This window comes from Sphingobium sp. D43FB (assembly GCF_002312805.1).
GTDB lineage: Bacteria > Pseudomonadota > Alphaproteobacteria > Sphingomonadales > Sphingomonadaceae > Sphingobium.
On sequence record NZ_NMUA01000002.1, the window covers coordinates 258,538 to 284,538 of the forward strand.

The 26,001-nt window shown below is 64.4% G+C and carries 26 protein-coding genes; 6 read left to right on the forward strand and 20 right to left on the reverse strand.

The features are described 5' to 3' along the window. Positions 1 to 72 precede the first annotated feature (72 nt). Genes SxD43FB_RS03115 through htpX form a run of 3 tightly spaced genes read right to left on the reverse strand, consistent with a single transcriptional unit; the run spans position 73 to position 2,895 of the window. Positions 73 to 564 (reverse strand): diguanylate cyclase, encoded by a 492-nt coding sequence (locus tag SxD43FB_RS03115; RefSeq protein ID WP_069065438.1) that lies wholly within the window; start codon positions 562 to 564, stop codon positions 73 to 75. Between the two features lie 54 nt (positions 565 to 618). Then, positions 619 to 1,911: a transcription antitermination factor NusB gene (locus tag SxD43FB_RS03120; RefSeq protein WP_096060922.1), complete on the reverse strand. Its 1,293-nt coding sequence runs from the start codon at positions 1,909 to 1,911 to the stop codon at positions 619 to 621. A 51-nt stretch (positions 1,912 to 1,962) separates the two neighbouring features. Next, on the reverse strand, positions 1,963 to 2,895 hold the full coding sequence (gene htpX, locus SxD43FB_RS03125; RefSeq protein WP_176482660.1) for a zinc metalloprotease HtpX: 933 nt from the start codon (positions 2,893 to 2,895) through the stop codon (positions 1,963 to 1,965). Between the two features lie 90 nt (positions 2,896 to 2,985). Here htpX and SxD43FB_RS03130 point away from each other — a divergent pair, with 90 nt between their 5' ends. The 3 genes from SxD43FB_RS03130 (at position 2,986) to SxD43FB_RS03140 (ending at position 4,769) form a co-directional block, all read left to right on the forward strand. Then, the gene (locus SxD43FB_RS03130; protein WP_069065441.1) at positions 2,986 to 3,159 is read left to right on the forward strand and encodes a DUF1674 domain-containing protein; all 174 of its coding nucleotides are present in this window, start codon (positions 2,986 to 2,988) and stop codon (positions 3,157 to 3,159) included. Positions 3,160 to 3,322: 163 nt separating this feature from the next. Beyond that, entirely contained in the window at positions 3,323 to 3,766 is a 444-nt protein-coding gene (locus tag SxD43FB_RS03135; protein ID WP_037477155.1) for a hypothetical protein, read from the forward strand. A gap of 121 nt (positions 3,767 to 3,887) precedes the next feature. Continuing rightward, complete coding sequence (locus SxD43FB_RS03140) at positions 3,888 to 4,769, forward strand: UTP--glucose-1-phosphate uridylyltransferase (RefSeq protein WP_069065442.1); 882 nt, start codon at positions 3,888 to 3,890, stop codon at positions 4,767 to 4,769. A gap of 125 nt (positions 4,770 to 4,894) precedes the next feature. On the opposite strand, the gene SxD43FB_RS03145 is transcribed toward SxD43FB_RS03140, so the two are convergent. The 6 genes from SxD43FB_RS03145 to SxD43FB_RS03170 form a co-directional block, all read right to left on the reverse strand. After that, positions 4,895 to 5,971, reverse strand: coding sequence for an ISAs1 family transposase (locus SxD43FB_RS03145; protein WP_096060924.1), 1,077 nt, complete (start codon positions 5,969 to 5,971; stop codon positions 4,895 to 4,897). 274 nt (positions 5,972 to 6,245) lie between these two features. Further along, positions 6,246 to 6,833, reverse strand: a complete 588-nt coding sequence (gene ssb / locus SxD43FB_RS03150; RefSeq protein ID WP_096060925.1) for a single-stranded DNA-binding protein — start codon at positions 6,831 to 6,833, stop codon at positions 6,246 to 6,248. A gap of 551 nt (positions 6,834 to 7,384) precedes the next feature. After that, positions 7,385 to 9,241: a ferrous iron transporter B gene (locus SxD43FB_RS03155; RefSeq protein WP_096060926.1), complete on the reverse strand. Its 1,857-nt coding sequence runs from the start codon at positions 9,239 to 9,241 to the stop codon at positions 7,385 to 7,387. Continuing rightward, entirely contained in the window at positions 9,238 to 9,507 is a 270-nt protein-coding gene (locus tag SxD43FB_RS03160; protein WP_096060927.1) for a FeoA family protein, read from the reverse strand. Before SxD43FB_RS03160 ends, SxD43FB_RS03155 begins: the two co-directional genes overlap by 4 nt. Positions 9,508 to 9,587: 80 nt before the next feature. Then, positions 9,588 to 10,244: a COQ9 family protein gene (locus SxD43FB_RS03165; protein ID WP_255245585.1), complete on the reverse strand. Its 657-nt coding sequence runs from the start codon at positions 10,242 to 10,244 to the stop codon at positions 9,588 to 9,590. 9 nt (positions 10,245 to 10,253) lie between these two features. Beyond that, positions 10,254 to 11,135, reverse strand: coding sequence for a DMT family transporter (locus SxD43FB_RS03170; RefSeq protein ID WP_096060928.1), 882 nt, complete (start codon positions 11,133 to 11,135; stop codon positions 10,254 to 10,256). Between the two features lie 71 nt (positions 11,136 to 11,206). Here SxD43FB_RS03170 and SxD43FB_RS03175 point away from each other — a divergent pair, with 71 nt between their 5' ends. Further along, positions 11,207 to 12,301 carry an alkene reductase gene (locus tag SxD43FB_RS03175; protein ID WP_096060929.1) on the forward strand — a complete coding sequence of 365 codons (1,095 nt, stop codon included), beginning with the start codon at positions 11,207 to 11,209 and terminating at the stop codon, positions 12,299 to 12,301. Positions 12,302 to 12,366: 65 nt separating this feature from the next. On the opposite strand, the gene ribH is transcribed toward SxD43FB_RS03175, so the two are convergent. The 9 genes from ribH to SxD43FB_RS03220 all read right to left on the reverse strand — a co-directional run bounded on the left by ribH (position 12,367) and on the right by SxD43FB_RS03220 (position 22,908). Continuing rightward, positions 12,367 to 12,789, reverse strand: a complete 423-nt coding sequence (gene ribH / locus SxD43FB_RS03180; protein ID WP_096060930.1) for a 6,7-dimethyl-8-ribityllumazine synthase — start codon at positions 12,787 to 12,789, stop codon at positions 12,367 to 12,369. 10 nt (positions 12,790 to 12,799) lie between these two features. Continuing rightward, positions 12,800 to 14,080 carry a 3,4-dihydroxy-2-butanone-4-phosphate synthase gene (gene ribB, locus SxD43FB_RS03185; protein WP_096060931.1) on the reverse strand — a complete coding sequence of 427 codons (1,281 nt, stop codon included), beginning with the start codon at positions 14,078 to 14,080 and terminating at the stop codon, positions 12,800 to 12,802. A 70-nt stretch (positions 14,081 to 14,150) separates the two neighbouring features. Then, the gene (locus SxD43FB_RS03190) at positions 14,151 to 14,765 is read right to left on the reverse strand and encodes a riboflavin synthase (RefSeq protein ID WP_069065449.1); all 615 of its coding nucleotides are present in this window, start codon (positions 14,763 to 14,765) and stop codon (positions 14,151 to 14,153) included. Between the two features lie 38 nt (positions 14,766 to 14,803). Then, the gene (gene ribD, locus SxD43FB_RS03195; protein ID WP_255245586.1) at positions 14,804 to 15,793 is read right to left on the reverse strand and encodes a bifunctional diaminohydroxyphosphoribosylaminopyrimidine deaminase/5-amino-6-(5-phosphoribosylamino)uracil reductase RibD; all 990 of its coding nucleotides are present in this window, start codon (positions 15,791 to 15,793) and stop codon (positions 14,804 to 14,806) included. Positions 15,794 to 15,801: 8 nt separating this feature from the next. Beyond that, positions 15,802 to 16,254 carry a hypothetical protein gene (locus SxD43FB_RS03200; RefSeq protein WP_096060932.1) on the reverse strand — a complete coding sequence of 151 codons (453 nt, stop codon included), beginning with the start codon at positions 16,252 to 16,254 and terminating at the stop codon, positions 15,802 to 15,804. 97 nt (positions 16,255 to 16,351) lie between these two features. Further along, a complete protein-coding gene (locus tag SxD43FB_RS03205; RefSeq protein WP_096060933.1) occupies positions 16,352 to 17,065 on the reverse strand; it encodes an energy transducer TonB in 714 nt (237 codons plus the stop codon). Between the two features lie 117 nt (positions 17,066 to 17,182). Further along, the gene (locus SxD43FB_RS03210) at positions 17,183 to 18,448 is read right to left on the reverse strand and encodes a DUF445 domain-containing protein (RefSeq protein WP_096060934.1); all 1,266 of its coding nucleotides are present in this window, start codon (positions 18,446 to 18,448) and stop codon (positions 17,183 to 17,185) included. Between the two features lie 55 nt (positions 18,449 to 18,503). Then, entirely contained in the window at positions 18,504 to 21,659 is a 3,156-nt protein-coding gene (locus SxD43FB_RS03215; protein WP_096060935.1) for an efflux RND transporter permease subunit, read from the reverse strand. Positions 21,660 to 21,738: 79 nt separating this feature from the next. Further along, positions 21,739 to 22,908, reverse strand: coding sequence for an efflux RND transporter periplasmic adaptor subunit (locus SxD43FB_RS03220; protein WP_096060936.1), 1,170 nt, complete (start codon positions 22,906 to 22,908; stop codon positions 21,739 to 21,741). Between the two features lie 226 nt (positions 22,909 to 23,134). Between SxD43FB_RS03220 and SxD43FB_RS03225 the strand changes: the two genes are divergently transcribed. After that, a complete protein-coding gene (locus tag SxD43FB_RS03225; RefSeq protein WP_037476498.1) occupies positions 23,135 to 23,383 on the forward strand; it encodes a GlsB/YeaQ/YmgE family stress response membrane protein in 249 nt (82 codons plus the stop codon). A gap of 82 nt (positions 23,384 to 23,465) precedes the next feature. Here the strand turns inward: SxD43FB_RS03225 and SxD43FB_RS03230 are convergent, their stop codons facing one another. Together SxD43FB_RS03230 and SxD43FB_RS03235 are read right to left on the reverse strand one after the other, a co-directional pair. After that, positions 23,466 to 23,720: a GlsB/YeaQ/YmgE family stress response membrane protein gene (locus tag SxD43FB_RS03230; protein WP_037476499.1), complete on the reverse strand. Its 255-nt coding sequence runs from the start codon at positions 23,718 to 23,720 to the stop codon at positions 23,466 to 23,468. A 209-nt stretch (positions 23,721 to 23,929) separates the two neighbouring features. Beyond that, positions 23,930 to 24,229: a DUF1153 domain-containing protein gene (locus tag SxD43FB_RS03235; RefSeq protein ID WP_037476500.1), complete on the reverse strand. Its 300-nt coding sequence runs from the start codon at positions 24,227 to 24,229 to the stop codon at positions 23,930 to 23,932. Positions 24,230 to 24,762: 533 nt separating this feature from the next. Between SxD43FB_RS03235 and mnmA the strand changes: the two genes are divergently transcribed. Beyond that, the gene (mnmA, locus tag SxD43FB_RS03245) at positions 24,763 to 25,869 is read left to right on the forward strand and encodes a tRNA 2-thiouridine(34) synthase MnmA (protein WP_096060938.1); all 1,107 of its coding nucleotides are present in this window, start codon (positions 24,763 to 24,765) and stop codon (positions 25,867 to 25,869) included. Positions 25,870 to 26,001 lie beyond the last annotated feature (132 nt).

Consider the following 26,001-nt stretch of genomic DNA (forward strand, 5'->3'; position numbering starts at 1 on the left):
GGTTGCCTTAGCTACGGCTTGGACTCAGGGCAACGGGGATTTGGCGATGAAGCGATAGTTTGTGCGGTGCGCCTAGAGCATCACGAAGACGGTCGGGTCGAGGCGGCGCGAGCAAGGTGCGCCGGGCGGCAGCAATTGCTTGACGCCATGCAGGGCGGTCACCTCGCCCGCTTCGTCCAGCAAGGGGGCCGCGATCAGGCGCAGGGCACATTGGCCCATGCCGTCGGCCTGATGGATATCGACATCGAGCGTGAAGCCGCGCTTGTGGCGGATGGCATAGCTGCGCAACCGTTCCATGGGTTCCCGCGATTCCGATGCGTACAGCGACACGGACAAGGTTCGTGGTACGACACTATGCCGTTCCAACCCGAACATGTCATAGACGCCCGCCGTCCAGCTCAGCGTTTCGTTCGCCAGATCGCAATGCCATAGGCCGAGGCCCCGTTCGGCCAGGGCGACGTCGTTGCGCGCCAGCGACGGGTCGAGCGCGACCGGCGCCAGATAGTCATGCAGGTCGAACAGCGGCCAGCTATGATGCAGGGGCAGAGGCTCGATCGGTCTCAAGATGCACCTTTCCTATGAGGGCGGGCTGCAACGTAACTGTCTAATGGTTAAGGCTTAGTTCGCCGCCCTGGCAAGCCGTACAATGAAAAATCCGTCCGCGCCGCCGCGATCGGACAGCGTATCGGGCAAGGTGCGCAGCCAGCCGCGCGGCGTCGGCGCAAAACCGTCGGGCAATTCGCCGGGCTGCACCGGATCGATCGCGAAATCGGATCGCGCGGCGAGGAAACGGGTGATCTGATCCTCGCCCTCCGCCTGTTCCAGCGAGCAAGTGGCGTAGAGGATGCGCCCGCACGGCTTGACCCAATCGGCGGCGCGGGCGAGCAGGTCGCCCTGCAACGTCGCCAGTTCCTCGATCTGGCGCGCGCAGATGCGGTGCAGCACGTCGGGATGGCGGCGATAGATGCCGGTCGCGGTGCAGGGCGCGTCGAGCAGGATCGCATCGACTGGCGCGTCAGGCTGCCATGTACGCAGATCGGCTTGGGCGACTTGGGCAACAAGGCCGGTGCGCGTCAGATTTTCAGTCAGCCGCGCCAGTCGCTTGGCGGACTGGTCGAGCGCGGTGACATGCCACCCCGCCGCCGCCAGTTGCATCGTCTTGCCGCCCGGTGCGGCGCACAGGTCGAGCGCGCTGCGCCCTGCCCCCTGCCCCAGCAACCGCGCCGCGCAGGAGGCAGCGATGTCCTGCACCCACCAGGCGCCTTCGGCAAAGCCGGGCAATTCGGGAATAGGAACGCCATCGGGCAGGCGGACATGGCCAGGGGCGAAGCTGGTGCCGCCCAATTCTTCGGTCCAGCGCGCGGTTTCCGCTGGGGCGCGCAGGCTGATGTCCACCGGCGGCCGGATGGCATAGGCGCGGGCCGCCGCCTCGACCATCGCCGCGCCCCATTGCGCGTCCCAGCGAGCCGCAACCTCGGCGGGTAGCGTGGGGGGCACGGGCAGCGTCGGCGTCGCGCGCGTCACCGTGCCGAACACGCCATGGACCAGCTTGCGCGGCCCGCCATCGACCAGCGGCAGCGCGGTGGCGATTGCGGCATGGGGCGGCGTGTCGAGCGCCAGCGTCTGGACGAGCGCAATGCGCAATACCATCCGCGCCTTGGCATCGGGCGGCAAGACCTGCTGCGTCGCGCCGTCGATCAGCGCGTCGAGATCGGGCAGATGGCGCAGCGTTTCGGCGGCGATGGCATGGACCAGCGCGCGATCGGCGGGCGGCAACCCCTGCGCCGCGCCATGCAGCGCCAGTTCGAGCGGATCGCCCCGCCGCAGCACCGCATCGAGCAGCCGAAGCGCGGCGCGGCGGGCAGGAAGGCCGGGGACAGTGTCGGGATGGGGTTGTGATTTACGGACCATGGACGGTCCCTAGGCGGAAACGTCCGAAAAGACACGCCTGATTGGCGAACGCTAATCCCGCCCGTGCGGATCGAGGGCGCTGCGGCGGCATGGGCGCGCGGTAACGGGCGAGAGGGCCGAGGCGCGCGGTGCCGTGCGCAGCGCAGGGGCGCCCATGTGCACGGCCATATCCTCCAGCGCGGCAATGCGCTTGTCGGTCGCCGGGTGGGTGGAGAAAAGTTCGCTGACATGGGTCGGCACGATATAGAGCTGCGCGGCAGCCGGATTGCGCTGTGCCACCGGATTGGGGATGCGTTCGGCCTGGCCCGCAATCTTGGCGAGGGCGGAGGCGAGCGCACGGGGATTGCCGCTGATTTTAGCGCCGCCCGCGTCCGCGCCATATTCGCGATGGCGGCTGATCGCCATTTGCACGATCATTGCGGCGAAGGGCGCGACGATCACGGCCAGGATGGTGGCGATCATATTGCCATGGCCATTTTGATTGTCGCTGCTGCGGAAGAAGAGGCCGAAATTGGCGAGCATCGAAATGGCACCCGCGATCGTCGCCACCATCGTCATGATCAAGGTGTCGCGATTTTGCACATGCGCCAGTTCATGCGCCATCACGCCCGCCACTTCGTCGCGGTTCAGCATCGCGAGCAGGCCGGTGGTCGCGGCAACGGCGGCATGATCGGGATCGCGGCCGGTAGCGAAGGCATTGGGCGCAGGCTGGTCGATCAGATAGACGCGCGGCATCGGCAATCCGGCCCGTTGCGCCAGGTCGCGCACCAGCCCGTAAAATTCCGGCGCGCTGCTGGCATCCACTTCGCGGGCATTGTGCATCGACAGCACGATCTTGTCGGCGTTCCAGAAGGTGACGAGGTTCATCCCCGCCGCAACCAGCAGCGCGATGATCGCCCCGCCGCTGCCGCCCAGCATATAGCCCAGCCCCATGAACAGCGCCGTCAGCGCCGCCAGCAACATGGTGGTCTTCAACCCGTTCACTTGCACTTGCCTCCGTTGCAACCCAGATAGATCATCGCAGATGAATATGGGGTTGCTCCGGCAGCGCCGCAATCGAGAGGCAGCAGGATCATGGGAAGTTTCAACGGCAAGCGCCCCGCGCATGTGCAGGCCCCCGCGCACCTGTCGAAAAGCCCCCCCGTGCCGCAGCCCGACCCGATCGACGCCCCTACGCGCCATACCGAGGAGATGAGCCCGGTGCGCTATGGCGATTGGGAGCGGAAGGGGATTGCGATTGATTTTTGAGGCTTAGCGCCTTTCCTCCGCTCGCCGCCCTTTTTGCACGGCTGCCGCTGGCCCGTGCCCATGATGCGAGCGGACACATGTCCGGCTCTGGCCTTTTGTCCCGCCTGCTGTGCAGGAATTGGACAAAGGAGTGCGGGGCGTGGGGTTACAGTTAGTTTCCGATATGACGATGAAGCCGGTTTCGGATTATGCGCCGCAGGATGCCGCCCTGCTCTGCGCGGTGGGGCGACTGGTCTGCGCCTGGACGATGCTCGAACAAAGCCTGGAGGCCAAGATCGGCCTGCTGCGCGAGGCGATGGGTGATATTCGCACCGTGGGCGCGCGCACCCGGCCGAGCATGGCCAAGCTGATGACCGAATTGCGCACGATGGTCGCGATGCGCGACCGGCGCAATGCCAGCGCACTGACCGAAATCTCCGCGATCGAACGCGACATGCAGCGGATCGACCGGTTCCGTTCGCTCATCATCAATGGCTTTCAGCAACCGGCCGAGGGTGGCTTTACCTGCCGCGACGGGCGTAATACCCAGATTCATGTGTCGCTGGATCAGCTCGAAATCGAGATCGGCTCGCTCGATCATCTCGCCCAGCGACTTCTGGCGGTATAATAGCCGCGCTGGATGAACATCGCGATGCCAAAGGCGTTATGGTCCTGTCGTAAGGCTTGACCTTTGCGACGGGGATGGCGATGCCTTGCTCCATCCCGCGTTGCAGCGAGAATGGAGTAGCATGTCCAACAAACCTATCCGCAAAGCCATTTTCCCCGTTGCGGGACTCGGCACTCGCTTCCTGCCCGCAACCAAGGCGGTGCCCAAGGAATTGCTGCCGGTCGTCGATCGTCCGTTGATCCAGTACGCAGTGGACGAAGCGTTGGAGGCGGGGATCGAGCAGATGATCTTCGTCACTGGGCGCGGCAAGGGCGCGATCGAGGATTATTTCGACATTGCCTATGAGACGGAGGCGACGCAGCGCGAGCGCGGCAAGGATCTGTCGGCGCTCGACGGGACGCGGTTGCTGCCGGGCAATGCGGTGTTTCTGCGCCAGCAGGAGCCGCTGGGGCTGGGTCACGCCATCTGGTGTGCGCGCGACATCATTGGCGACGAACCCTTTGCCATCCTGTTGCCCGACGAGTTCATGAAGGGTGCGCCGGGGCATGGCTGCATGAAGCAGATGGTCGATGCCTATGAACAGGTCGGCGGCAATCTGGTCTGCGCGCTCGAAATTCCGATGGAACAGACGCCGAGCTATGGCGTGATCGATCCGGGTGCGCGCGATGGCGTGCTGACGGAGGTCAAGGGGCTGGTCGAAAAGCCTGCGCTTGGCACCGCGCCCTCCAATCTCATCCTGCCTGGCCGCTATATCCTGCAGCCCGACGTGATGAAGATCCTCGAAACGCAGGAAAAGGGGGCTGGTGGCGAAATCCAGCTGACCGACGCCATGGCCTCGCTGATCGGACAGCAGCCCTTCCATGGCGTGACCTTTGATGGTCGCCGATTCGATTGCGGGTCGAAGGCAGGCTATGTCGAGGCCAATCTGGTGCTGGCACTGGAGCGTGAGGATATGGGCGCGCATATCCGCGCTTTTGCTGCGGCAGAACTGGCGCGGGGCTAAAAAGAGATCATCCTCCCCCTGTGGGGGAGGTGGCTGGCGAAGCCAGACGGAGGGGTGTCGCCTTTTCGATAGGGTGACACCCCTCCGTCAGGGCTATGCCCTGCCACCTCCCCTGACAGGCAGGGCTATCGCATATGACCAAGCATTGAGAGAAGGAATGCATCGTTCCAGCCCGCCCGTTTGATTTTGCCTTTGATTGATCCCTTGTCCGGGTGGGTTCTCAAGATGTTGAGCGCAAGTTTCCTGATCAGCGCGAGGTTTTGCGGGGCATGGTCCTTTCGGCTTCGGGCGGCGTCTTCCTCGAAGGCGACGTCGAGCACCCAGTGCAGTTGGTTTTCGATGGTCCAATGCGCGCGCGCGACTTCGATCAGCCGTTTGGCGGTCAAAGGTCGGGACAGAAGGAACCAGCGTTTGACCGGTGGCTCGTCCCGACCAGCGTTGCGGCGGCACGTTTCCACTTGCCCCACCGCCGCGATGCCGGGGAAGTCGAGGGCTTCGGCGGGCACCACGATCGCGTGTCGAATTTCCGTGCGATCATGGGCCGGGCCTGACCGGATCGTGGCGACATCCGCCTGCTCGCCCCTTGCGATCAGCGCTTTGGCGCTGGCTAGCAGCTTTGGCCGGTTTTCCTTGATCGCCAGGGCATAGTCGGCACCGGTTGCGAGAATGGCCTGCGCCGTGTCGGGCCGGCAATGCAGGGCATCGGCGGTGACGATACAGCCGTCCAGACGCAACAGCGTCAGCACCTCCAGCACGCCGGCGACTTCATTGCGACCGGGTGCCAGCCGCTGGCCAATGACCAGACGCTTCTCGGCTGCCCAGACATTGACGAGATGCAGCGGCGTCGCCTTGCGCCCACGTTCATACGCCCCGCGCAACGCCTTGCCATCAATCGCCACCACGCCTTCGAGGGCACCTGCGAATGCCGCCGTAAAGCGTGCAAACGCCGCTTCGAACGGCTCGGGATCGAGCAACCGGAAGACCCGGCTGAACGTGTCGTGGCTCGGTGGACCATGCTCCAGATCCACCACCTGACGCAGCAGGCCCAGCTTGGCACGGGCAAACTCCGCCATATCCGTACAATCTTCGGCACCGCACAGAACCGCCGCAAGCGCAACGAAGATCAGTTCGAGAAGATTGTGCCGCGCATTGCCCGCGCGCGGATCATCAACTTCCCCAAAATATGCGGAAAAATCATCCATCGGTCGCCTCCAACTATGGAGACCACCCAAGAATCCCATTCGATCAATCGTTCAAGCCCATATGCGATTCCCCTGCCCTGGCAGGGGAGGATTTTTTAGAGCGTGATGACTTTACTCAGAACCGTTCGTCCTGAGTAGCCATTGAGCGAAGTCGAAATGGCGTATCGAAGGATGTAAGCGCAGCCGACCCTTCGATACGGGTCTTCGACAAGCTCAGCCCCTACTCAGGGCGAACGGAGTGATGCGACTTAAAGTCATCATGCTCTAGTGCTAGTCAGAACGGCACTTCGTCGTCCAGGTCGTTGTCGAAATTGGGGCTGCCTGCGCCGCCGCGGCTGCCGCCGGATGCACCACCCGAAGCGCGGCCGCCACCGAAGCCGCCGCCCTGGCCACCACCAAAGTCGTCGGCATCGCCGCCGCCATAGCCGCTCGATCCGCCGCCCCAGTCGCTCACGCTCTGCTGCGCGCGACCGCCGCCGCCATAGCCGCCACCCTGACCGCCGCCGCCCGGCGCGCCGTCCAGCATGGTGAGGACCGAGCCCAGACCCTGCAACACGACTTCGGTGGAATAGCGGTCGTTACCCGACTGGTCCTGCCATTTGCGGGTACGGAGTTGGCCTTCGATATAGACTTTGCTGCCCTTGCGCAGGAAGCGTTCGGCCACGCCGACCAGACCTTCGGAGAAGATCGCGACCGTATGCCATTCGGTACGCTCCTTCTTCTCGCCGGTCATCCGGTCCTTCCAGCTTTCGGATGTGGCGATGCGCAGGTTGCACACCTTGCCGCCATTCTGGAAGCTCTTGACCTCCGGGTCCGCGCCCAGATTGCCGACCAGAATGACCTTGTTGACAGACCCTGCCATGATTCCTCCGAATGCCTTGAAAGCGGCCCCTTATAGTCCGGCGGCCAGAGCAGTCCAGCGGGCGGCAACAGGAAACCTCAACACAACTTGTTATCGCTAACGACTAGCAATATTAAAATATATTCGCATGCGGGCGGAAAGTCGCAATTGGCGCTTGCAAAAGAGGAAAGATTTTCGCATTTTCAGCGCGCGCTGGCGCTCTTGGCCGTCGCTTCGTTAAGAGTGATAGCCGCGCTACCATCGTTGGATCCTAGGGATTAGAAACCGAACGAATACTGACGCGGCCAACGACGAGTATGTTTGCAGACACACTCTAAATTGCCATAGCGCCAGCGTGTATAAGAACGGACATGAACCCGTTTCATACTTACCTCACTTTTTAAAAGCTGGTTGAAGACCAGCACCCCGAAGGCCCCTTGCCCTCACGCCTAAAAGGACGCGTGGGAATCAGGAAAAAAGTGCGGTAGCGCGACTATCGATGGCATTATCAGACGCATGAAGATTTGCGTCAACCCTCGCTTAGAAATCCGTTCATGGTTTGTTGGCTGCTATTACAATCCGGCAGCCGTTGCAGTCCAGAAAGTCAGGCCCGCCGCGACATAGGCGAGCGCAAACAAATAGCCGACCATGAACATGGGCCATTTCCAGCCATTGGTTTCCCGCCGCGTGACGGCGATCGTCGAAATACATTGCGGCGCGAAGATGAACCAGGCGAGGAAGGCGAGCGCGGTGGGCAGCGGCCACTGGTCCTTGAGCCGGTCGCCCAGGCTTTTTTCCAGCAGTGCCTCGTCATCGCCCGCGTCGATCGAATAGACGGTGGCGAGGGCCGACACCGCCACTTCGCGCGCCGCCATGGCCGGGATGAGCGCCAGCGAAATGTCGCGGTTGAAGCCGATCGGCTCCAACACGACGGTCAGGCCATTGGCGATACGCCCGGCAACGGAATAATCGACCTGACTGACCGGACTGCCATCGGGGACTTTGGGGAAGGTCAGCAACAGCCAGAGGATCACGGTAGAAGCGAAAATGATCGTGCCTGCGCGCTTGAGGAAGGTCATGGCCCGCTGCCACAGGCCGAGCAGGATGTCCTGCGCGCTCGGCCACTGATATTTGGGCATTTCCATCAGGAAGCCGCCGCTTGCGCCCTTGGTCACGGTCATCCGCAGGATCAGCGCCACCAGCATCGCGCCGACAATGCCCGCGACATAGAGGCAGAAGAGCACGAAGCCCTGCAAGCCCACGCCCGGCAGCACGTCGCGCGCTGGGATGAAGGCGCCGATGATGACGGCATAGACCGGCAGGCGCGCCGAGCAGGTCATCAGCGGCGCGATGAGGATCGTCGTCAACCGATCGCGCGGGTCGGCGATCGTCCGCGTCGCCATGATGCCGGGAATCGCGCAGGCGAAGGAGGAAAGCAGGGGAATGAACGCCCGGCCCGACAGGCCGACCCTCGCCATGATGCCATCCATCAGGAAGGCAGCGCGGACCATATAGCCGGTCGCCTCCAGCATGAGGATGAAGAAGAAGAGGATCAGAATCTGCGGCAGGAACACCACGACTGAGCCGACGCCGTTGATGACGCCATCGACCAGGAAGGAGCGGATGATGCCATCGGGCAGCGTGTCGCGCACGGTGCTGGCGGCGGCTTCGGCTACTCCCTCGATCATCGCGATCGGCGCTTCGGACCAGGCATAGACCGCCTGGAACATGACGAACAGCAAGGCGAGCAGCAGCATCAGGCCAAAGACGGGATGCAGCGCGACCCGATCGACCGCCGCCGTCAGGCGGCGCGAGGGGGTTTCGCGCACGATCCCGGCGCGGGCGATGCGCCGCGCTTCGGCGCGCAGGGCATCGAAATCGCGGTCGGGCGCCGCGGCGCGCACCGCGCGGCCCTCGCCCAGCATATCGCCCAGTGCTTCGCGCAGATGATCGAGGCCGCGCTTGCGCACCGCGACGGTCGCGATCACCGGCACGCCCAGTTCGCGCGACAAGGTCGCGGCATCCAGTTCCAGCCCGTCGCGAGTGGCGAGATCGACCATGTTGAGCGCCACGATCGTCGGCAGGCCAAGCGCGATCAGTTCCAACGCGAACCGCAGATGATTGTCGAGATTGGCGGCATCGACCACGATCACCAGCGCGTCGGGGCGTTTTTCACCCACCTGCTTGCCCATCACGACATCGCGGGTCACTTGCTCGTCGGGGCTGCCGGGATCAAGGCTGTAGGTGCCGGGCAGGTCGACCAGTTCGATCGGGCGGCCATCGCTGAGCGACAGGCGGCCCGCCTTGCGCTCGACGGTGACACCGGGATAATTGCCGAGCTTCTGCCGCGCGCCGGTGAGCGCATTGAATAGCGCGCTCTTGCCGGCATTGGGATTGCCGACCAGCGCGACCAGGGGCAGCGCGCTCATGCGGCGCGGTCCTGATCCAAGCTATCCGGGCCGGTGCGGACCGTGACGGCGGCGGCATGGCTGCGGCGCATGGCGATGGTCATGCGGCCGACCTTGCAGGCGATCGGCCCGCGTCCGAACATGCCGCCCCGGTGCAGCGCCTCTACACTTGCGCCTTCGCACAGGCCGAATTCGCGCAAGCGCTGGCCTTCGGAGGGGGACAGAACGGACCAGTCGATCAGATCAACATAAGCGGGCTGGCGCAGCGGCAGGTCGGTCAGGCGCACGGTAAGGGATACTCTCAGCTTGATTGCTGCGAGTGACTATCAATACCGATTGGGAAAGGCCAGCGCGAATCGCGTCTGCGTCAGATCGCGGGGTAGCGAAGCCGCCCGACGAAGCGCGCGAAGCTGAGCCGTTCGCCGCCGCCGACGCCCTTGATCTTGGCCTTGAGCTTCTCGAAGCGCATGACGCCTTCGATCCGCCGGGCAAGGAAAGCGCGGCTGTCGGCATGGCCTTCGCTGGCGTCATCGACGAACACCAGCAGCGTGGCGGCATAGACGCCAGCCAGCGTCATCCGCTTGGTATAATGGGCCAGGTCCGTGCTGGTGTCGCCCGCCGCACGCCACATGGCATCGGCCGCGCGCCAGCCCAGCCGGGCGGCGCGAGCGGCATTGGTTGGCATGGCGAGGATCGCCAACGCACGGCGCAGCGCCTCGCGATCAGGCGCAACCAAGGCCAGCCGTGCTTCGACCAGCGCGATGATCTTCTTGCGGATCGACAGGGCATCCAGCGTTTCGGGTGGCAACGCATCGAGCATCGCCGCATCGATGCTGGCGAACCAGGCGTCGATCATGTCGACCGGGCCATCGGCGAAGGCGAGCGCGGCAATATCGGCATCGACGCCCTTTTCCGCCGCCGCCATCATCACGGCCTCCTTGCGCCAGCCGTCGAAGGCAGCATGGCGGGCCAGCACGGGGGCCAGAAGATCGCGGATTTCGTCGAGGGTCATGTCCTGGGTCATGGCCCCAATCTAGGAGCGGGTGGGCAGTCGCACAAGCACCAGCGCCACCCCAACCGCAACCGTTCCGACCATGTCGGTGATGCTGAGCCATTCGCCGAACATCAGCCAGCCCAGCAGCACCGATACGGCGGGTTGCAGCAACAGGCTCAACCCCAAGATCAGCGGCGAAAACCAGCCGATCGCATAGGTAAGCAGCCCCTGCCCGATCAACTGGCTCGACATGGCCAGGATCAGCAGCGGGGTCCAGTTGCCGGGCATGATGCGTTCGCCCAGCCATAATGCACAGAGCAGCAGGGTCGGCGCGCTGGCGACGCTCGACACCGCCAGCACCGACCAGCTGTCGAGACGGCCCCGCGCGCGCTGGATGATCAGGATATAGGCGGTGTAAAGAATGCCCGCGAGCAGGCAGAGCAGGTCGCCGCGCAGGTTGACCGGCGACAGGTCATAGCTGCCCCCCATCAATATCAGCGCGCCCGCGCCCGCCAGCAGCAGCGCGATCGCCTGGATTCGCGTCGGCCGCTGGCGCAGCACCAGCAGCGCCCAGGCCGGGAGCAGCAGCGCGCTCATATTGCCGAAGAGCGTCGCATTGGCGACCTTGGTATGGATGATGCCCAGATGCCAGGCCGCAAGGTCGCCCGCGAACACCACGCCCGCCAGCAGCATCACGCCCCATTCGCGCCGCGTGGGCGGGGTGCGTGTGAGCCGCGGGATCGCCAGCAGCAACAGGACCGGTAGCGCCAGCGTCAACCGCCAGAAGGCCGCCGCAACCGGCCCGACATCGGCCAGCCGCACCAGGACTGGGCCGAGCGACAACATGATATTGGCCAGGATCAGCGCCGGAAAAGCGAGGCGCGGTATGTCCATCGGGGGTGTAGGGGTTGAACTGGGCATCGCGGCTCCCTAGCTGGCTTTGGCACCCAAGTCCCGTTGCAAATTGCAACCTTGAAAGTTCGGGAGATTCCATGACCAGCCTGTTCGACCCTATCCAGATCGGCACGATCGACGCGCCCAACCGCATCCTGATGGCGCCGCTGACCCGTGGCCGCGCGACCCGCGACCATGTGCCCACCCCGATCATGGTGGACTATTATCGCCAATGCGCTGGCGCGGGCCTGATTATCAGCGAAGCGACCGGCATTTCGCGCCAGGGCCTTGGCTGGCCCTATGCGCCTGGCCTCTGGTCCGATGAGCAGGTCACCGCCTGGCAACCCGTGACGCAGGCCGTGCATGATGCAGGCGGGCGGATCATTGCCCAGCTATGGCATATGGGGCGTCAGGTGCATTCGAGCGTTACGGGCGAACAGCCGGTATCGTCCAGCGCCACCGCAACGGCGGGCGACGCGCACACCTATGACGGCAAGGCACCGTTCGAGACCGCTCGGCCGCTGGCCATCGAGGAGATTCCCGCGCTGATCGAAACCTATGTCCGGGCCGCGCATAATGCGATTCGCGCCGGGTTCGACGGGGTGCAGATCCATGCCGCCAATGGCTATCTGATCGACCAGTTCCTGCGCGACAATGCCAATTTCCGCGACGATGATTATGGTGGCAGCGTCGAAAACCGCGTCCGCCTGCTGCGCGAGGTCACCCAGGCGGTGGTCGATGCGATCGGCGCGGACAAGGTTTCGGTGCGCTTGTCACCCAATGGCGACAGCCAGGGCGTGGACGATAGCGATCCCGCTACGCTGTTCGCCCATGCCGCCGACGTGCTGAACGCGATCGGCATCGCCTCGCTCGAACTGCGCGAGCCGGGTCCGAACGGCACCTTCGGCGCGACCGACGTGCCACGCCAGTCGCCGCTGATCCGCCAGCATTTCAAGGGGCCGCTGATCCTGAACAGCGATTATGACAAGGATCGGGCGCAGGCCGATCTCGACAGCGGCCTTGCCGATGCGATCAGCTTTGGCCGTCCCTTCATGGCCAATCCCGATCTGGTCGAGCGGCTGCACGCCGATGCGCCGCTGACCCCGCCCCAGCCTATGCCGACCTGGTATGGTCCCGGCGAGGCTGGCTATACCGACTACCCGACGCTGGAGGCGGTCGCTCCCACCGCCTGATCGGGTCGATAGTCGGCCGGACCGTCTCCCCCTCCGGCCGACTATCATATTTTTATAGCGCGAATTTAGATCGCGAACTTCTGGCGCAGGCCGAGCATGGCGATCGCTGCCTTGGCCGCCTCGCCACCCTTGTCCTTTTCCGTCATCTTGGCGCGGGTCAGGGCCTGCGCCTCATTTTCGACCGTCAATATGCCGTTGCCGATCGGGATACCGTCCATCGACAAGGCCATCAGGCCGCGTGCGCTTTCGTTCGACACGACTTCGAAATGATAGGTTTCGCCACGGATCACCACGCCAATAGCGATGAAGCCGTCATAGCGCCCGGTCTCCGCCGCTAGCGCCACCGCGCCCGGAATCTCCAGCGCGCCTGGCACCGTCACCACCTCATATTTATGCCCCTCCTCATCGAGCGCAGCGGTCGCGCCCTCGATCAGCAGGTCGTTGAGATGGTCGTAGAAGCGCGCTTCGACGATCAGGAATTTGGCCATGATAAATCCTTTACAGCTCGATCGGACGTTGCCCAACCACGGCCAGGTCATAGCCGTCAAGCGCGATAAGGCTATGGTTGCTGTTGGTCAGCAGGATCATGTCATGCACGCCAAGTTCGGCCAATATCTGCGCGCCCGCACCATAGTTGCGCAGTTCGTCCATGTCGCCCTGCGCGATGCCGGAATGATGCTGTAACATGCGGGTCAGCATGTCCGGTTCGTCGCCGCGCAGCACCACGATGATGCCTGCGCCTTCTTCGCCGATGATTTTCATCGAGCGTGCCAGCATTCCCGCGCGTGGCCCCTCCTGTCCGAACGTGTCGGTCAGCGGCGAAAACTGGTGCATCCGTACCAGCGTCGGCTGATCGGGCGTCACATGCCCCTTCTGAAGGGCCAGCTGTTCGGTCTGTGTCGCCTTGTTATAAAAGCTGATCGCCTTCCAGTCGCCGCCCCATTGGCTCTCAAAGGTCGTTTCCGCACGGCGTTCGACGATATGGTCATGGCGGCGGCGATAGGCGATGAGGTCGCGGATCGTGCCGATCTTCATCTTGTGCTTCTGGGCGAAGGGGATGAGGTCGTCCAGGCGCGCCATGGTGCCATCGTCCTTCATCACTTCGCAGATGACGCCCGATGGGTTCAGGCCCGCCAGACGGGCGACGTCCACGGCCGCTTCGGTATGGCCGGTGCGGACCAGCACGCCGCCATCCTTGGCCACCAGCGGAAAGACATGGCCCGGCGTCACGATGTCTGCCTTGCCCTTCGACCCGTCGATCGCGACCGATACGGTGCGCGCGCGGTCGGCGGCGCTGATGCCGGTGGTCACGCCTTCGCGCGCCTCGATCGATACGGTGAAGGCGGTTTCGTGGCGGGTGCCATTGTTGCGGCTCATGAGGCCGAGGCCCAGTTCCTCGACCCGCGCCTTGGTCAGCGCCAGGCAGATGAGGCCGCGGCCATGGGTGGCCATGAAATTGATCGCGTCGGGCGTTGCCATTTGCGCGGGAATGACCAGGTCGCCCTCATTTTCGCGATCCTCGTCATCGACCAGGATGAACATGCGGCCATTGCGGGCTTCGTTGATGATCTCTTCCGGCGAGGCGAGCGCGGTGCCGCCCTCGCGCTTCAACAAATAGGCTTCCAGCTTGCCCAACGTGTCGGCGGTCGGATTCCAGTCGCCCTCGCCCAGCTTGCGCAGGGAATTGGCGTGCAGACCAGCGGCGCGCGCCAGGCCGGAACGGGACATGCCGCCGTCTGTGACGAGGCGGCGAACGGTATCGAGAAGTGCGGACGACATGAAAACGACTCCTGCCCGGAAAAGACTGGAGCCGTATATCACATTGCAATGTGATAATTACAAGCCGCAATCACATTGCACGATTGCGAAGGCTCATCATCCGGTCGAGATAGCGCGCCAGCACGTCGATCTCCAGATTGAAGGCGCGCCCTTCCGGCAGCGCATTGAGCGTGGTGGCCGCAGCGGTGTGGGGGATGATGTTGAGGCCGAAATGGACGCTGCCATCGGCCTGGTCCTCGACACTGTTCACGGTCAGCGAAATGCCGTCGAGCGTGATCGATCCCTTGGCCGCCAGCGCCGCCGCCAGCGCAGCGGGCGCGGCAATGACAAGGCGCATCGAATCGCCTTCGGGTGTGGCCGACACCAGATGCCCGACGCCATCGACATGGCCAGTCACGATATGCCCGCCCAATTCGTCACCGACCCTGAGCGCGCGTTCGAGGTTCAGGCGCCCCCCTTGCGCCCACAGGCCGGGCGCTGTGCGCTCTACCGTCTCGGCCGACAGGTCGACCGCGAACCAGTCTGGGCCCTTTTCCACCACCGTCAGGCACGCGCCCGAACAGGCGATCGACGCGCCGATCGCCACGCCGTCCATCGCATAGCCGCTGCCGATGACCAGCCGCAGGTCGCCGCGCTGCTCCGCGCTGCGGATGGTGCCGATGTCGGTGATGATGCCGGTGAACATGCGTCCTGATCCATCTATTGAGGCCTGTGCCTCGGCCTCTAAGCGCTCCGAACCGCCTCGTAAACCTCAAGTCCGTCGGCCCCCAACCGCCGCTCGTCGATCAGCCGCCAGCGGCCATGCGCCTCGCTCAAGCCGGTCAGTCCGATGTCGCCGATGCCAGCAAAGCCATTGCCGATGAGGATCGGCCCGCGATAGAGCAGCAGCCGATCGACCAGATCCGCGCGCAGGAAGGCCGCCGCCGTCGCCGCGCCGCCCTCGACCAGCAGATGATCGACCCGGTCGAGCGTCGATATGTCCTCCGGCGCGCCAATCCGTTCCCAGCCATGGGGTGCCGCGCCCCGGCTCAGCAGGATGCGGCGCGGGCTGCGCCCTTCAAGCCCGGCGATCCGCACATCGAGTCGCGGTGCATCGGCGCGCAGCGTGCCGCCGCCGACCAGGATCGCGTCGTGCCGCGCTCGTTCCATATGCGCGTGGGCGCGGGCTTGCGGTCCCGTGATCCAGCGGCTGGAGCCATTGGCGAGCGCGATTTGCCCGTCGAGCGAGAGGCCGAGCTTGAGCGTAACATGTGGCCGCCCCAGCGTCTGGCCCAAAACGAACCCCGCCATGGCGCGGGCGGCATCCTCTGCCATCAGGCCCATCTCGACCGCGATGCCCCGTTCGCGCAGCCAGGCCGCCCCCTGCCCGTCGGTGCGCGGATCGGGATCGCGCAGCGCGATCACCACGCGCGCCACGCCAGCGCGTGCCAGCAGGTCAGCGCAGCGCGGGCCGCGCGGGGACAGATGAAAACAGGGTTCCAGCGTCACATAGCAGCAAGCGCCATGCGCCCGGTCGAGCGCCTGTTCCAGCGCCTGCGCCTCGGCATGGGGTCGCCCGCCCTTTTGCGTCCAGCCACGCCCCACGACCCGGCCGTCCCGCACGATGATGCAGCCGACATTGGGATTGGGGGTGGAAAGCCCGCGTCCGCGCCGCGACAGCGCGATGGCGGCGGCCATGAAGCGCCGGTCGGTGGCCGGGTCGGCTATCGGCATCGATGCGCTCAGGGCTGTTGCGCCCCTTCGGCCTGCTTGGCCTTGGCGAGTCGTTCGTCCAGCATTGCGTTGATCCGCGTCAGCGCTTCCTTGCGCTTGGCGCTGTTGCGCTCGGCGTCCTCGCGCCATTCGATCCCGACCATGTCGGCGACCTTCTGCATGTCCTTCTGGCTGCGCGAGAGCGCCACTTCATAGCGGGCGATGTCCATCTTCTGCTGCAGGATCACGGCCGCGTCGGATCGGTTGGCGTCCCAGCTTTTGACATAGATGATCTTGTTGCGCGTCGGCATCGTATTGGTGTTGCCATCGACGATGAACGCCCAGATGATGACATAGGTGATCGCAGCCGACAGGCCCAGCAACGGCCATTTATGGGGCCGGCTTTCGCGAAAATAACCCCACAGATCATTGGCTGCTCTTTTGGGGGAAACGGGACGGGGAAAAATCGCCATATCGTCCATATAGGCCAGCCTGCGCCAGGATGCAAAAGGGTCCGTCGCAGCTGGCGCAAATGGATAAGGTCCGCCCTGCCCAACGGACAGGGCGGAAGCCGTAGGCTTACCGGTCAGTCAACGTGAACCGCACGGTCAATATTTTGGTCGTCGCCACCGCCACGCCATCGCGGGTCGCGGGGCGGAACCGCCATTTGCGCAGCGCGTGCCGTTCCGTCGCGCGCCAGAAACTCTCGTCGCTGGCGGCCATGCGGGCAATGTCGGTCACACGACCCTGCGCATTGATCGTCACCCGCACCGTCACGCTGCCTTCCATCCCTTGCCGGATCATGACGCCGGGATAGTCGGGCTGGAACGCCGACAGCGCGCGTGGGTCGATCGCCGCCTCGATCATCACCGGCTCGCGCGGCGGGTCGGCGGGCGGCAGGATGATGGTGGGACCGGGGTCGATACCTTCGCCCGACCCGGTGCTGCCGGTCAGGACGGAATCGCCTCCGCTCGACGGCACGATCGGATCGACCGTGGTCGGGCGCTGCTCTGTCGGTCGAGTCGGTATCCGCTTTGTGGTCGTCGGCTCGGTCTGTTCGGGCGGGGGCGGATCACGCAGCGGAACGTTGGTGGTGATCAGCGGCGGCGGCGTGAACACCGTGTCGATCATTTCCTGCGGGATCATCAGCCAGACGCCGACGGCCAGCGCGTGGACCGCAATCGCGCCGCCTATTCCAAAGGACGATCCCCTGCTGCCCTGATAGCCCGAAGGCCGGATCACTTCCGCCTGATGCCCCCGCTTGTCCGTCGCTTGCATTACGAATGTACGCATCGCTCGACTCCTCTCCACACCGCCCGCCTTTGGACGGATAATGACATGTTACATCATATTTCTATGATATGTTGCAACATCATTTTATTGAGTCGCTGGAGAAGCTGTCGGGAAGGGTTAAAGCGCCACGTCAATGGCATGCAGGATGAGCCCAACGAGGCCACCGACCAGCGTGCCATTGATGCGGATATATTGCAGGTCGCGGCCGACCGCGCCTTCCAGCCGGTTGGTGATGGTGCCCGCGTCCCAGCCGCGCACCGTGTCGCTGACCAGCCGCACGATCGCATCGCCATAGGTGGCAGTCGCCCCCACCGCCGCGCGGCGCACGAAGCGGTTGATGACCAGCCGCAGCCGCGCATCCTCCTGCAAGGTGCCGCCCAATTGGCGCAGCGCTTCGCCCAGCCGCCCGGCCATCGCCTTGCCGGGATCGCGCACCGCGCGCAGCAGCCCGCCACGCGCCTGTTCCCACAGCCCGTCGATCCAGCGCTGCATGGCGGGATTGTCGAGTATCTCGTCGCGGATCTTCGCCGCCTTCGCCTGGGTTTCCAAGTCGAATTGCAGGTCGAAGGCCAGTTTTGCCATGCCCTCTTCCGCCTTCAAGCGCAGTTCATGGCCCGGATCGGCGGCCATTTCGGCGAGCATCCGGCGCAAGCCGTCGATAATCGCATTGGCCAGATTTTCATCCAGCCCGGTCCAGCGCAGCACTTTGCCCGCCTTGTCATGCACCATCTGGCGGATCAGATGGTCATTGGCTTCCAGCGTCTTGTCGGCCCAGTGGATGATGCCGTCCATGACCGGGGTGTGGCGACCATCCCGCATTGCCGCCTCGATCGCCTGGCCGATCAGCGGGCCGACATGAATGCCGCGCAGCCGCTGGCCGATCGCGCCCTTGACCATGCCGCCCAACCGTTCCTGGTCCAACGCTTCAAGCATGTCGGCGATCAGGCGCGACGCGCCCGCGCGGAGCCGCCCGTCACCCGCCGAAGGACTGGCGAGGAAGCGGCCTGCTGCCGACGCCACATCCATCGTCCGCATCCGTCGTGCGACGACCGCAGGGGTGAGGAAATTGTCGCGCAGGAAGACGGCCAGTGTCTCGCCGATCCGGTCCTTGTTGCGGGGGATGATCGCGGTGTGGGGGATGGGCAGGCCGAGCGGATGGCGAAACAGCGCGGTGACTGCGAACCAGTCGGCCAGGCCGCCCACCATCGCCGCTTCGGCAAAGGCCTGCACGAAGCCGATGGCGGGATGGATATGGACGGTCGCCCGCGCCGCGATGAATATCGCCGCCATGACCAGCAGCATCGCGGTCGCGAACATCCGCATGCGCCGTGCGGGATTGGGCAGGATGTCACCGGTCGACCGGGAGGCGCGGAGCAATGTCATGGCTGCTTAACGGTTACGCCGCCGTTTCGTTCAGGCAAAGCCCTAATCCATCCGGCTATTCCGCAGGCAGGGCGACTCCCTTGTCATCGCCCGGCTTGTACGTCAGCAGCCCCCGGCCAAGGCGCGGCCCAACCCAGCTTTCGAGCGCGACGGCCAGGCTGAAGGTCGCCGGCACGATCACCAGCGTCAGCACGGTCGACAGCAGCAGGCCGCCGATCACGGTGATGCCCATCGGCGCGCGCCAGGCGCCATCGCCCGACAGCGACAGCGCGGTCGGCACCATGCCCGCCACCATCGCCACCGTCGTCATGACGATCGGCTGGGCGCGTTTATGCCCGGCGTCCACGATCGCTTCGAACTTGGGCACGCCCTTGTCCATTTCCTCCAGCGCGAAGTCGATGACGAGGATCGAGTTTTTGGCGACAATCCCCAGCAGCATCAGCAGGCCGATGAACACCGGCATCGACAGGGGCTGTCCTGCGACATGCAGGGCAAGCGCCCCGCCCAGCGGCGCGAGCAGTAGCGAGCCGAGATTGACGAAGGGCGGCATGATCCGCTTGTAGAGCAGCGTCAGCACCGCCAGCACGAGCAGGATGCCCGACGCCACGGCGATGGCGAAATTGACCAGCATTTCCGCCTGCCACTTGGCATCGCCGGCGTCGATCTTTTGCACGCCCTGAATACGGCCTTCGTTGATCGCCTTCATCAGCGGCAGAGCGTTGATCTTCTTGGTCGCCTCACTGGTCACGACGCCCGGTGCCATGTCGGCCCCGACGACGATGCGGCGGATCTGGTTGTAGCGGCGGATCTGCGTCGGCCCGGCGCCGAAGGTGATGTCGGCCACCACCTTGAGCGGCACCGATCCGCGATTGACGGTGGGCACGGGCATATTTTCAATCGTGCCGAGATCCTTGCGGCTATCCTCCGCAATCGCCACGCGGATCGGAATCTGGCGATCGGCCAGCGAGAATTTCGCGCTGTTCTGGTCGATGTCGCCGATCGTTGCGATACGGATCGACTGGCTGAGTGCGGCCGTCGTCACGCCCAGGCTGGCCGCCAGGTCGAGCCGGGGCTTGATGATGATCTCAGGCCGCTGCATGTCGCCCTGAACGCGCGGCGCGCGCAATTCAGGGATGCGGGCCATTTCCGCGACCAACTGGTTTGCGACCTGCTCCAGTTTCACGGGATCGTCGGACCCGAACATCATGATGATGTCGCGGCCAAAGCCGCCGCCCGATTGCGACTGGAAATTCACCCGTGCGTCGGCGATCGTCTGGAACTTCGGCGCAATCTTGCGCTCCCATTCGACCGACGTCATCGGCCGGTCCTTTTTCAGCGTCAGGAAGATATCGGCATTGGTGGTTTCGATATCGGCAAAGGCGGCATCGACCACCTTCGTATCGGCCGCCAGCATGTCGGCGACCTTGCGGGTAATCGCCGTCGTCTGCGCCAGGGTGCTGCCCGGTACGGTTTCGATCTTCACCTGGCTGAAATCGGTGTTGGTCGTGGGCTGGAAGGTCATAGGCAGCGTCGCGAAGGCGATGATGGTCGCGATGAAGGCCAGCGCGCCAAAGCCGACGGTCCACATCCGATGATCCAGGAAAATCGCCGTGAACCGCCGCCAGCCACCGCGCGCGCGGTGCGCGATGGCCCGGCGCTCGTCGAGCGACCAGCGCAGCACGCTCATATAGCGGTCCATCAGCCAGCCTTCGCCATGGCTTGCCTCGCCATGGGCTTTGAGGAAATAGGCCGCAATCATCGGCGTGATCAGGCGCGCGACAGCCAGGCTCATCAGCACCGCGACCACGACGGTCATGCCGAACTGGATGAAGAACTGTCCCGAAATACCCGGCATCAAGGCGACCGGCAGGAACACCGCCACGATCGCCATGGTGGTCGCCAACACGGCCAGGCCGATCTCGTCAGCCGCGTCGATCGATGCCTGATAGGCGCTTTTGCCCATGCGCATATGGCGCACGATATTCTCGATCTCCACGATCGCGTCATCGACCAGCACGCCCGCGACCAGGCTGAGCGCCAGCAGCGAGATGCCGTTGAGCGTGAAGCCCATCATGTCCATGAACCAGAAGGTCGGGATCGCCGAGAGCGGGATCGCCAAAGCGGATATCATCGTCGCGCGCCAATCGCGCAGGAACAGGAAGACGATGACGACCGCCAGCACCGCACCCTCGATCATCGCGGCCATGGCCGAATGATATTGGTCCTTGGTGTAATCGACGCTGGTATAGAGCTGCTTGTAGGTAACCTTGGGGTTTTCCTTGCGCAGCTTGTCCAGCTGAACCATCGCATCGTCATAGACGGTGACGTCCGACGAACCCTTGGCCTTTTCCAGGCTGAAACTGGTGACCTGCCGCCCGTTCATCAGCGCCAGGCTACGCTGTTCGGCATACATGTCACGCACGTCGGCTATGTCGGCCAGCTTGACGGTGCGGCCGCCGGTGATGGCGATCTGCGTCGCGCCCAGGTCGCGCGCATTGCGCGCATTGCCCAGCACGCGGATCGATTGTTCGGCCCCGGCGATTTCGGTGCGGCCGCCCGCTGCGTTCAGATTGACTTGATTGAGCTGGCTGTTCACTTGTGCAGCGGTGATGCCGAACGCCTGCAATTTGGCGGGGTCCAGGATGACGCGGATTTCGCGGCTGACGCCGCCGCCGCGATTGACCGCCGCCATGCCGCTGACCGACAGCAGCCGCTTGGCGACCGTATTATCGACATACCAGGACAATTCCTCCAGCGTCATGTCGGTCGCTTCGGCGCTGAAATAGGCGATCGGTCCGCCGTCGATATCGACACGGGTGACCTGCGGCTCCAAAATGCCGTCGGGCAAATCGCTGCGGATCTGGTCGACCGCATTCTTCACGTCGTTGACGGCGCGATCGACGGGCGTGCCGATCTGGAACTGGACATTGGTCAGCGATTGGCCTTCGGAGGCGAAGGAGGTGATTTCGTCCACGCCGCTGATGCCGCGCACCGCCGCCTCGATCCGTTGCGTGACCTGCGTTTCCAGTTCGGTCGGCGCGGCACCCGGCTGGCTGACGATCACGGTAACGGCCGGGAAGCTAATGTCGGGATTATTGTTGACGTCCATCCGCGTGAAACTGACGATCCCCGCCAGCAACAGGGCGGCGAACATCACCAATGGCGTCACCGGATTGCGGATCGCCCAAGCGGATATATTGCGAAAACTCATGACGGGCTTTCCCTCGCCGGACGGATCGCCGTCCCTTCCAAATCCATCCAGCGCAGGCCGCGACGCGGCCCCGCCAGCCCTAACTGCCCTTGATCGCTTCCGGCTTGACCTTCTGCCCCGGTGCCAGGAAGGCACCGGCCGACGTCACGATCTTTTCCGTGCCCGTGATGCCGCTGGTTACCGCGACGCCCGCATCGGACACCTGGCCAACGGTCACGTCACGCCGCTCGACCATATTCTTGGCATTGATGACATAGACATAATTGCCTTTGGGATCGCTCTGCACCGCCGATTCCGGCAGCAGCGGCGCGGTCCCCGATCCGCTGGTGATCGTCACCGCGGCAAAACCGCCGGGCCGGATCGCGGGATTATAAGGAATGGCGATGCGGGCGATACCCTGCCGCACGGTCGGATCGACCACCGGGGATACCTGCCACACACGTCCGGCGAACTGATCCTTGCCGCCGATCGGCGTCACCACAGCACTGTTACCGGGGCGCAGCGTCGCAAGGTCGCCCTCGGCCACCTGCGCCTGCAATTCCATCTCGCCATCCTTGGCCATGCGGAACAGCACGCCGCTGCCCGAACCGACGATCTGGCCCGGTTCGACCGCGCGCGTCAGGATCAGGCCCTTGGCGGGCGCACGAATGTCGAGGCGTCCGGTGCGGGCGCGCTGTTCGGCCAATTGTGCGACTGCGACATTGACGCGCGCTTGCGCCGCATCCCGTGTCGCCGTGCGTTGATCAATGTCGGCCGCGCTGATGAACCCGCGCCCGACCAGCGCCTTGGCGCGATCGAGCTGCGCCTGCGCCAGTTTCGCATCGGCGCGCGCCACTTCGACCTGGGCCGCGAGCGAGCGGACCTGTTCGACCTGGACCGAGCGTTCGATGATGGCGAGCGGCTGGCCTGCGCGCACCCAATCGCCCGGCTGTACCAGCACGCGGCTGACCATGCCGCCCTCGCCGATCACGCCAACCGGCATTTCGACGCGCGCGGCGAGCGATCCTGTTGCCGTGACGGTGCGGGCGACGGTCGATTGGCCGGGACTTGTTACCGTTACCACCGGCACCTGCGCGCTTGGCGCAGGCGCAGCTGCATCGCCGCCGCGCATGGACATCCATATCGCCACCGCAATCAGGATCAGCGCGACCACGCCGCCCACGATCAACAGCTTCTTGCGTCCGTTGCGTGAGTCGTCGTCGCCAAGGACAACCGTCGAGTCGCGCAAGACCTGGGTTTCGTAATTCATGCCGATTCCATCTTTCCGGCCTTCGCCATCCAGCGACTGTGTTATATGAATATAGCACCTGCCTCAACCCCCAATATCACGGGGTCGGGCGCAAGGGCAAAGCGATAATGTATCGGCACGGGACGGTGGATCGCGGATGTCGGTTCGTTACGCCTGCTTAGCATATTGCCAAGCGAACCGGACTGTGGCGCTATATCGACGCGGGGTACGGGGAGAGGAGCGCGCCATGGACTTGTTGGGATGGATCGTCATCGGCCTGTTGGCCGGGGCACTTGCGAAGCTGATCATGCCGGGACGCGACCCCGGTGGCTGCATCGTGACGATGTTGCTGGGGATCGCCGGGGCGCTGCTGGCCGGCTTCATGGGCAGGCTGGCGGGCCTTTATGCGCCGGGGCAAAGCGCCGGGTTCATCGCCGCCGTGCTGGGCGCGATCGCCATATTGATCGTGTATCGTTTCTTGGCAGCCAAGCGATAGCCGCAGCACCTGCAGTCATAAAAAAAGGGCCGCGCTTCGGATGAAGCGCAGCCCTTTTGACCGGAAGGTCGGGTTGGGCGCGTTAGCGCACCGAACCGCGACGGACCAGGTTGATGATCGCCAGCAGAATGATCGCACCGACCAGCGACACGAGAAAGCTGTAGAGCGTAACGCCGTCGTTGATCGAACCGCCGCTGAAAATCAGACCGCCGATGAAAGCGCCGACGATGCCGACGACGATGTTCAGCAGGATGCCCTGCTGCGCGTCAGTGCGCATGACCATGCTGGCCAGCCAGCCAACGACGCCACCGATGATAAGCCACAGAATGATGCCCATGATAATCTCCTTGAACCACGCCCCCTGCGGGTTGGGTAATCATTGAACGGGGGACAGAGCATCTCGTTCCATCGCACAAAAATGATTCCGCCCCTGCAACCATCGCGGCTTTGCGCCGTTAGGATGCGCCCGCAAAGGGATGCAAAAAGGGCCGCCGGAGCGATGCTCCGACGGCCCCTGCCAATCCCGTCACGCCAGCTGGCGCGAATTCAATATTTCTGCTGCCGCTCATAGAGAGACTTATAATATTGGATGCGCGTGACGCGCAGCCCATGCATGCCCGACCGGTCGACGGCGCGCTGCCAGCCGGCAAATTCCTCCAGCGTCAGATTGTAACGCGCGCATGCCTCATCGACGGTCAGCAGGCCGCCATTGACGGCCGCGACCACCTCTGCCTTGCGCCGCACCACCCAGCGCGTCGTGTCCGCAGGCGGCAGGCTATCCAGCGTCAGGGGTTCTCCGAGCGGCCCGACGACCTGGGCAGGCCTGATTTTCTGGTTCTCGATCATTCTTAACCCTCAACTTGCGGCATTTGGTGTTGCAAAATCCAACAGCGTTATCCTTTTTGCGCTTCAGCCCTGAACATCGGCTAAAGCGCCACGGTAAACGCCATCTTCATCTTCCTTGCCCCCCAGCTAAACGGCTCGCGACGAGTGGATTGAAACTTCCCGCGAGACGAACGGCCTCGATCATGCCGCCGGAACGTGGCGCAAACACTGCCGCCAGCTCCTGGACCCAGTCTTCCTCTTCGCCCTGCCCCCGCAGGACGCCCGCAACCGCCTGCGCCGTCGGACTGGCCGCCTGTGCAGCCGCGCAAGCAGCTCGCAGGAACGGCCAGACCGGCATGCGCGGTCGGTCGAGGGCTCTGGCATGGACGGGCTTAAGCCCGCTTGCCCGAAGGAAACTAAGGTCCATGCCCTCTTTCTAGGTGGCAATGGATAAGGGTCCGTAAACTCGGACCAACGCTTCGTCGCATAGCGGGGCGGGCTATCGCATCACTCGCCACTGGCATGGCAGGCGCGCGGAGCGTATAGGCGCGGCCATGCAGCCAGAATTTCAGCTAGCCCAGCCGCTCGACGCGCGGCGGATCGTCGTTGCCATGTCGGGCGGCGTGGACAGTAGCGTCGTCGCCGCGCTGGCCGCGAAGACCGGCGCGGAAGTGATCGGCGTGACGCTCCAGCTTTACGATCATGGCGCGGCGGTGGGCCGCACCGGAAGCTGCTGCGCGGGCCAAGACATACGCGACGCGCGCGCCGTCGCCGACCGCATCGGCATCGCCCATTATGTGTTCGACTATGAAAGCCGCTTCCGCGATTCGGTGATCGCCGACTTTGCCGACGAATATATGGCTGGGCGCACCCCCATCCCCTGCGTGAAGTGCAATATGGGGGTGAAGTTCACCGATCTGTTTCAGATCGCGCGCGACCTGGGTGCCGATTGCCTCGCCACCGGCCATTATGTCCGCCGGGTGGAAGGGCCAAACGGCGCGGAACTGCACCGCGCCGCCGACCCGGCGCGCGACCAGAGCTATTTCCTCTTCGCCACGACACAGGCGCAGCTCGACTATCTGCGCTTTCCGCTCGGCGGATTGCCCAAGCCGATGGTCCGCGAAATCGCCGCGGAACTCGGGCTGGCGGTGGCATTGAAGCCCGACAGTCAGGACATCTGCTTCGTCCCCGACGGCGATTATGCCAAGATCGTGCGCAAGCTGCGCCCCGACGCGGATGAGGGTGGCGACATCGTCCATATCGATGGCCGGGTGCTGGGTCGGCACAAAGGCATGATCCATTACACCGTGGGTCAGCGTAAGGGGCTGGAGATTGGCGGCCAGCCCGACCCGCTCTACGTCATCCGCCTGGATGCGGCGGCCAAGCGGGTGATTGTGGGCCCCAAGGCGGCGCTGGCGGTATCGGGCGCGACGCTCACCGACATCAACTGGCTGGGTCGTGATTTTGCCGGGCCGCTGACCGCCAAGGTACGGTCGATGGCCAAGCCGGTGCCTGCGCGGATGATGGACGGACAACTCTTGTTCGACGCCCCGGAATATGGCGTCGCACCGGGACAGGCAGCGGTGCTCTATGATGGCGACCATGTGCTGGGCGGCGGCTGGATTGCTAGCACGCAGAGCGCGATGGCGGAGGCTCTATAACCCTCTCCCTTGAGGGGGAGGGATGCGTAGACTTGGCAGCTTGCTGCCTTAGTCGTAGCTGGGTGAGGGTGTACCGCCCTAACGATAGCGCACCGCCACCCTCATCCAACTCCGCCTAACCTCACTCCGTTC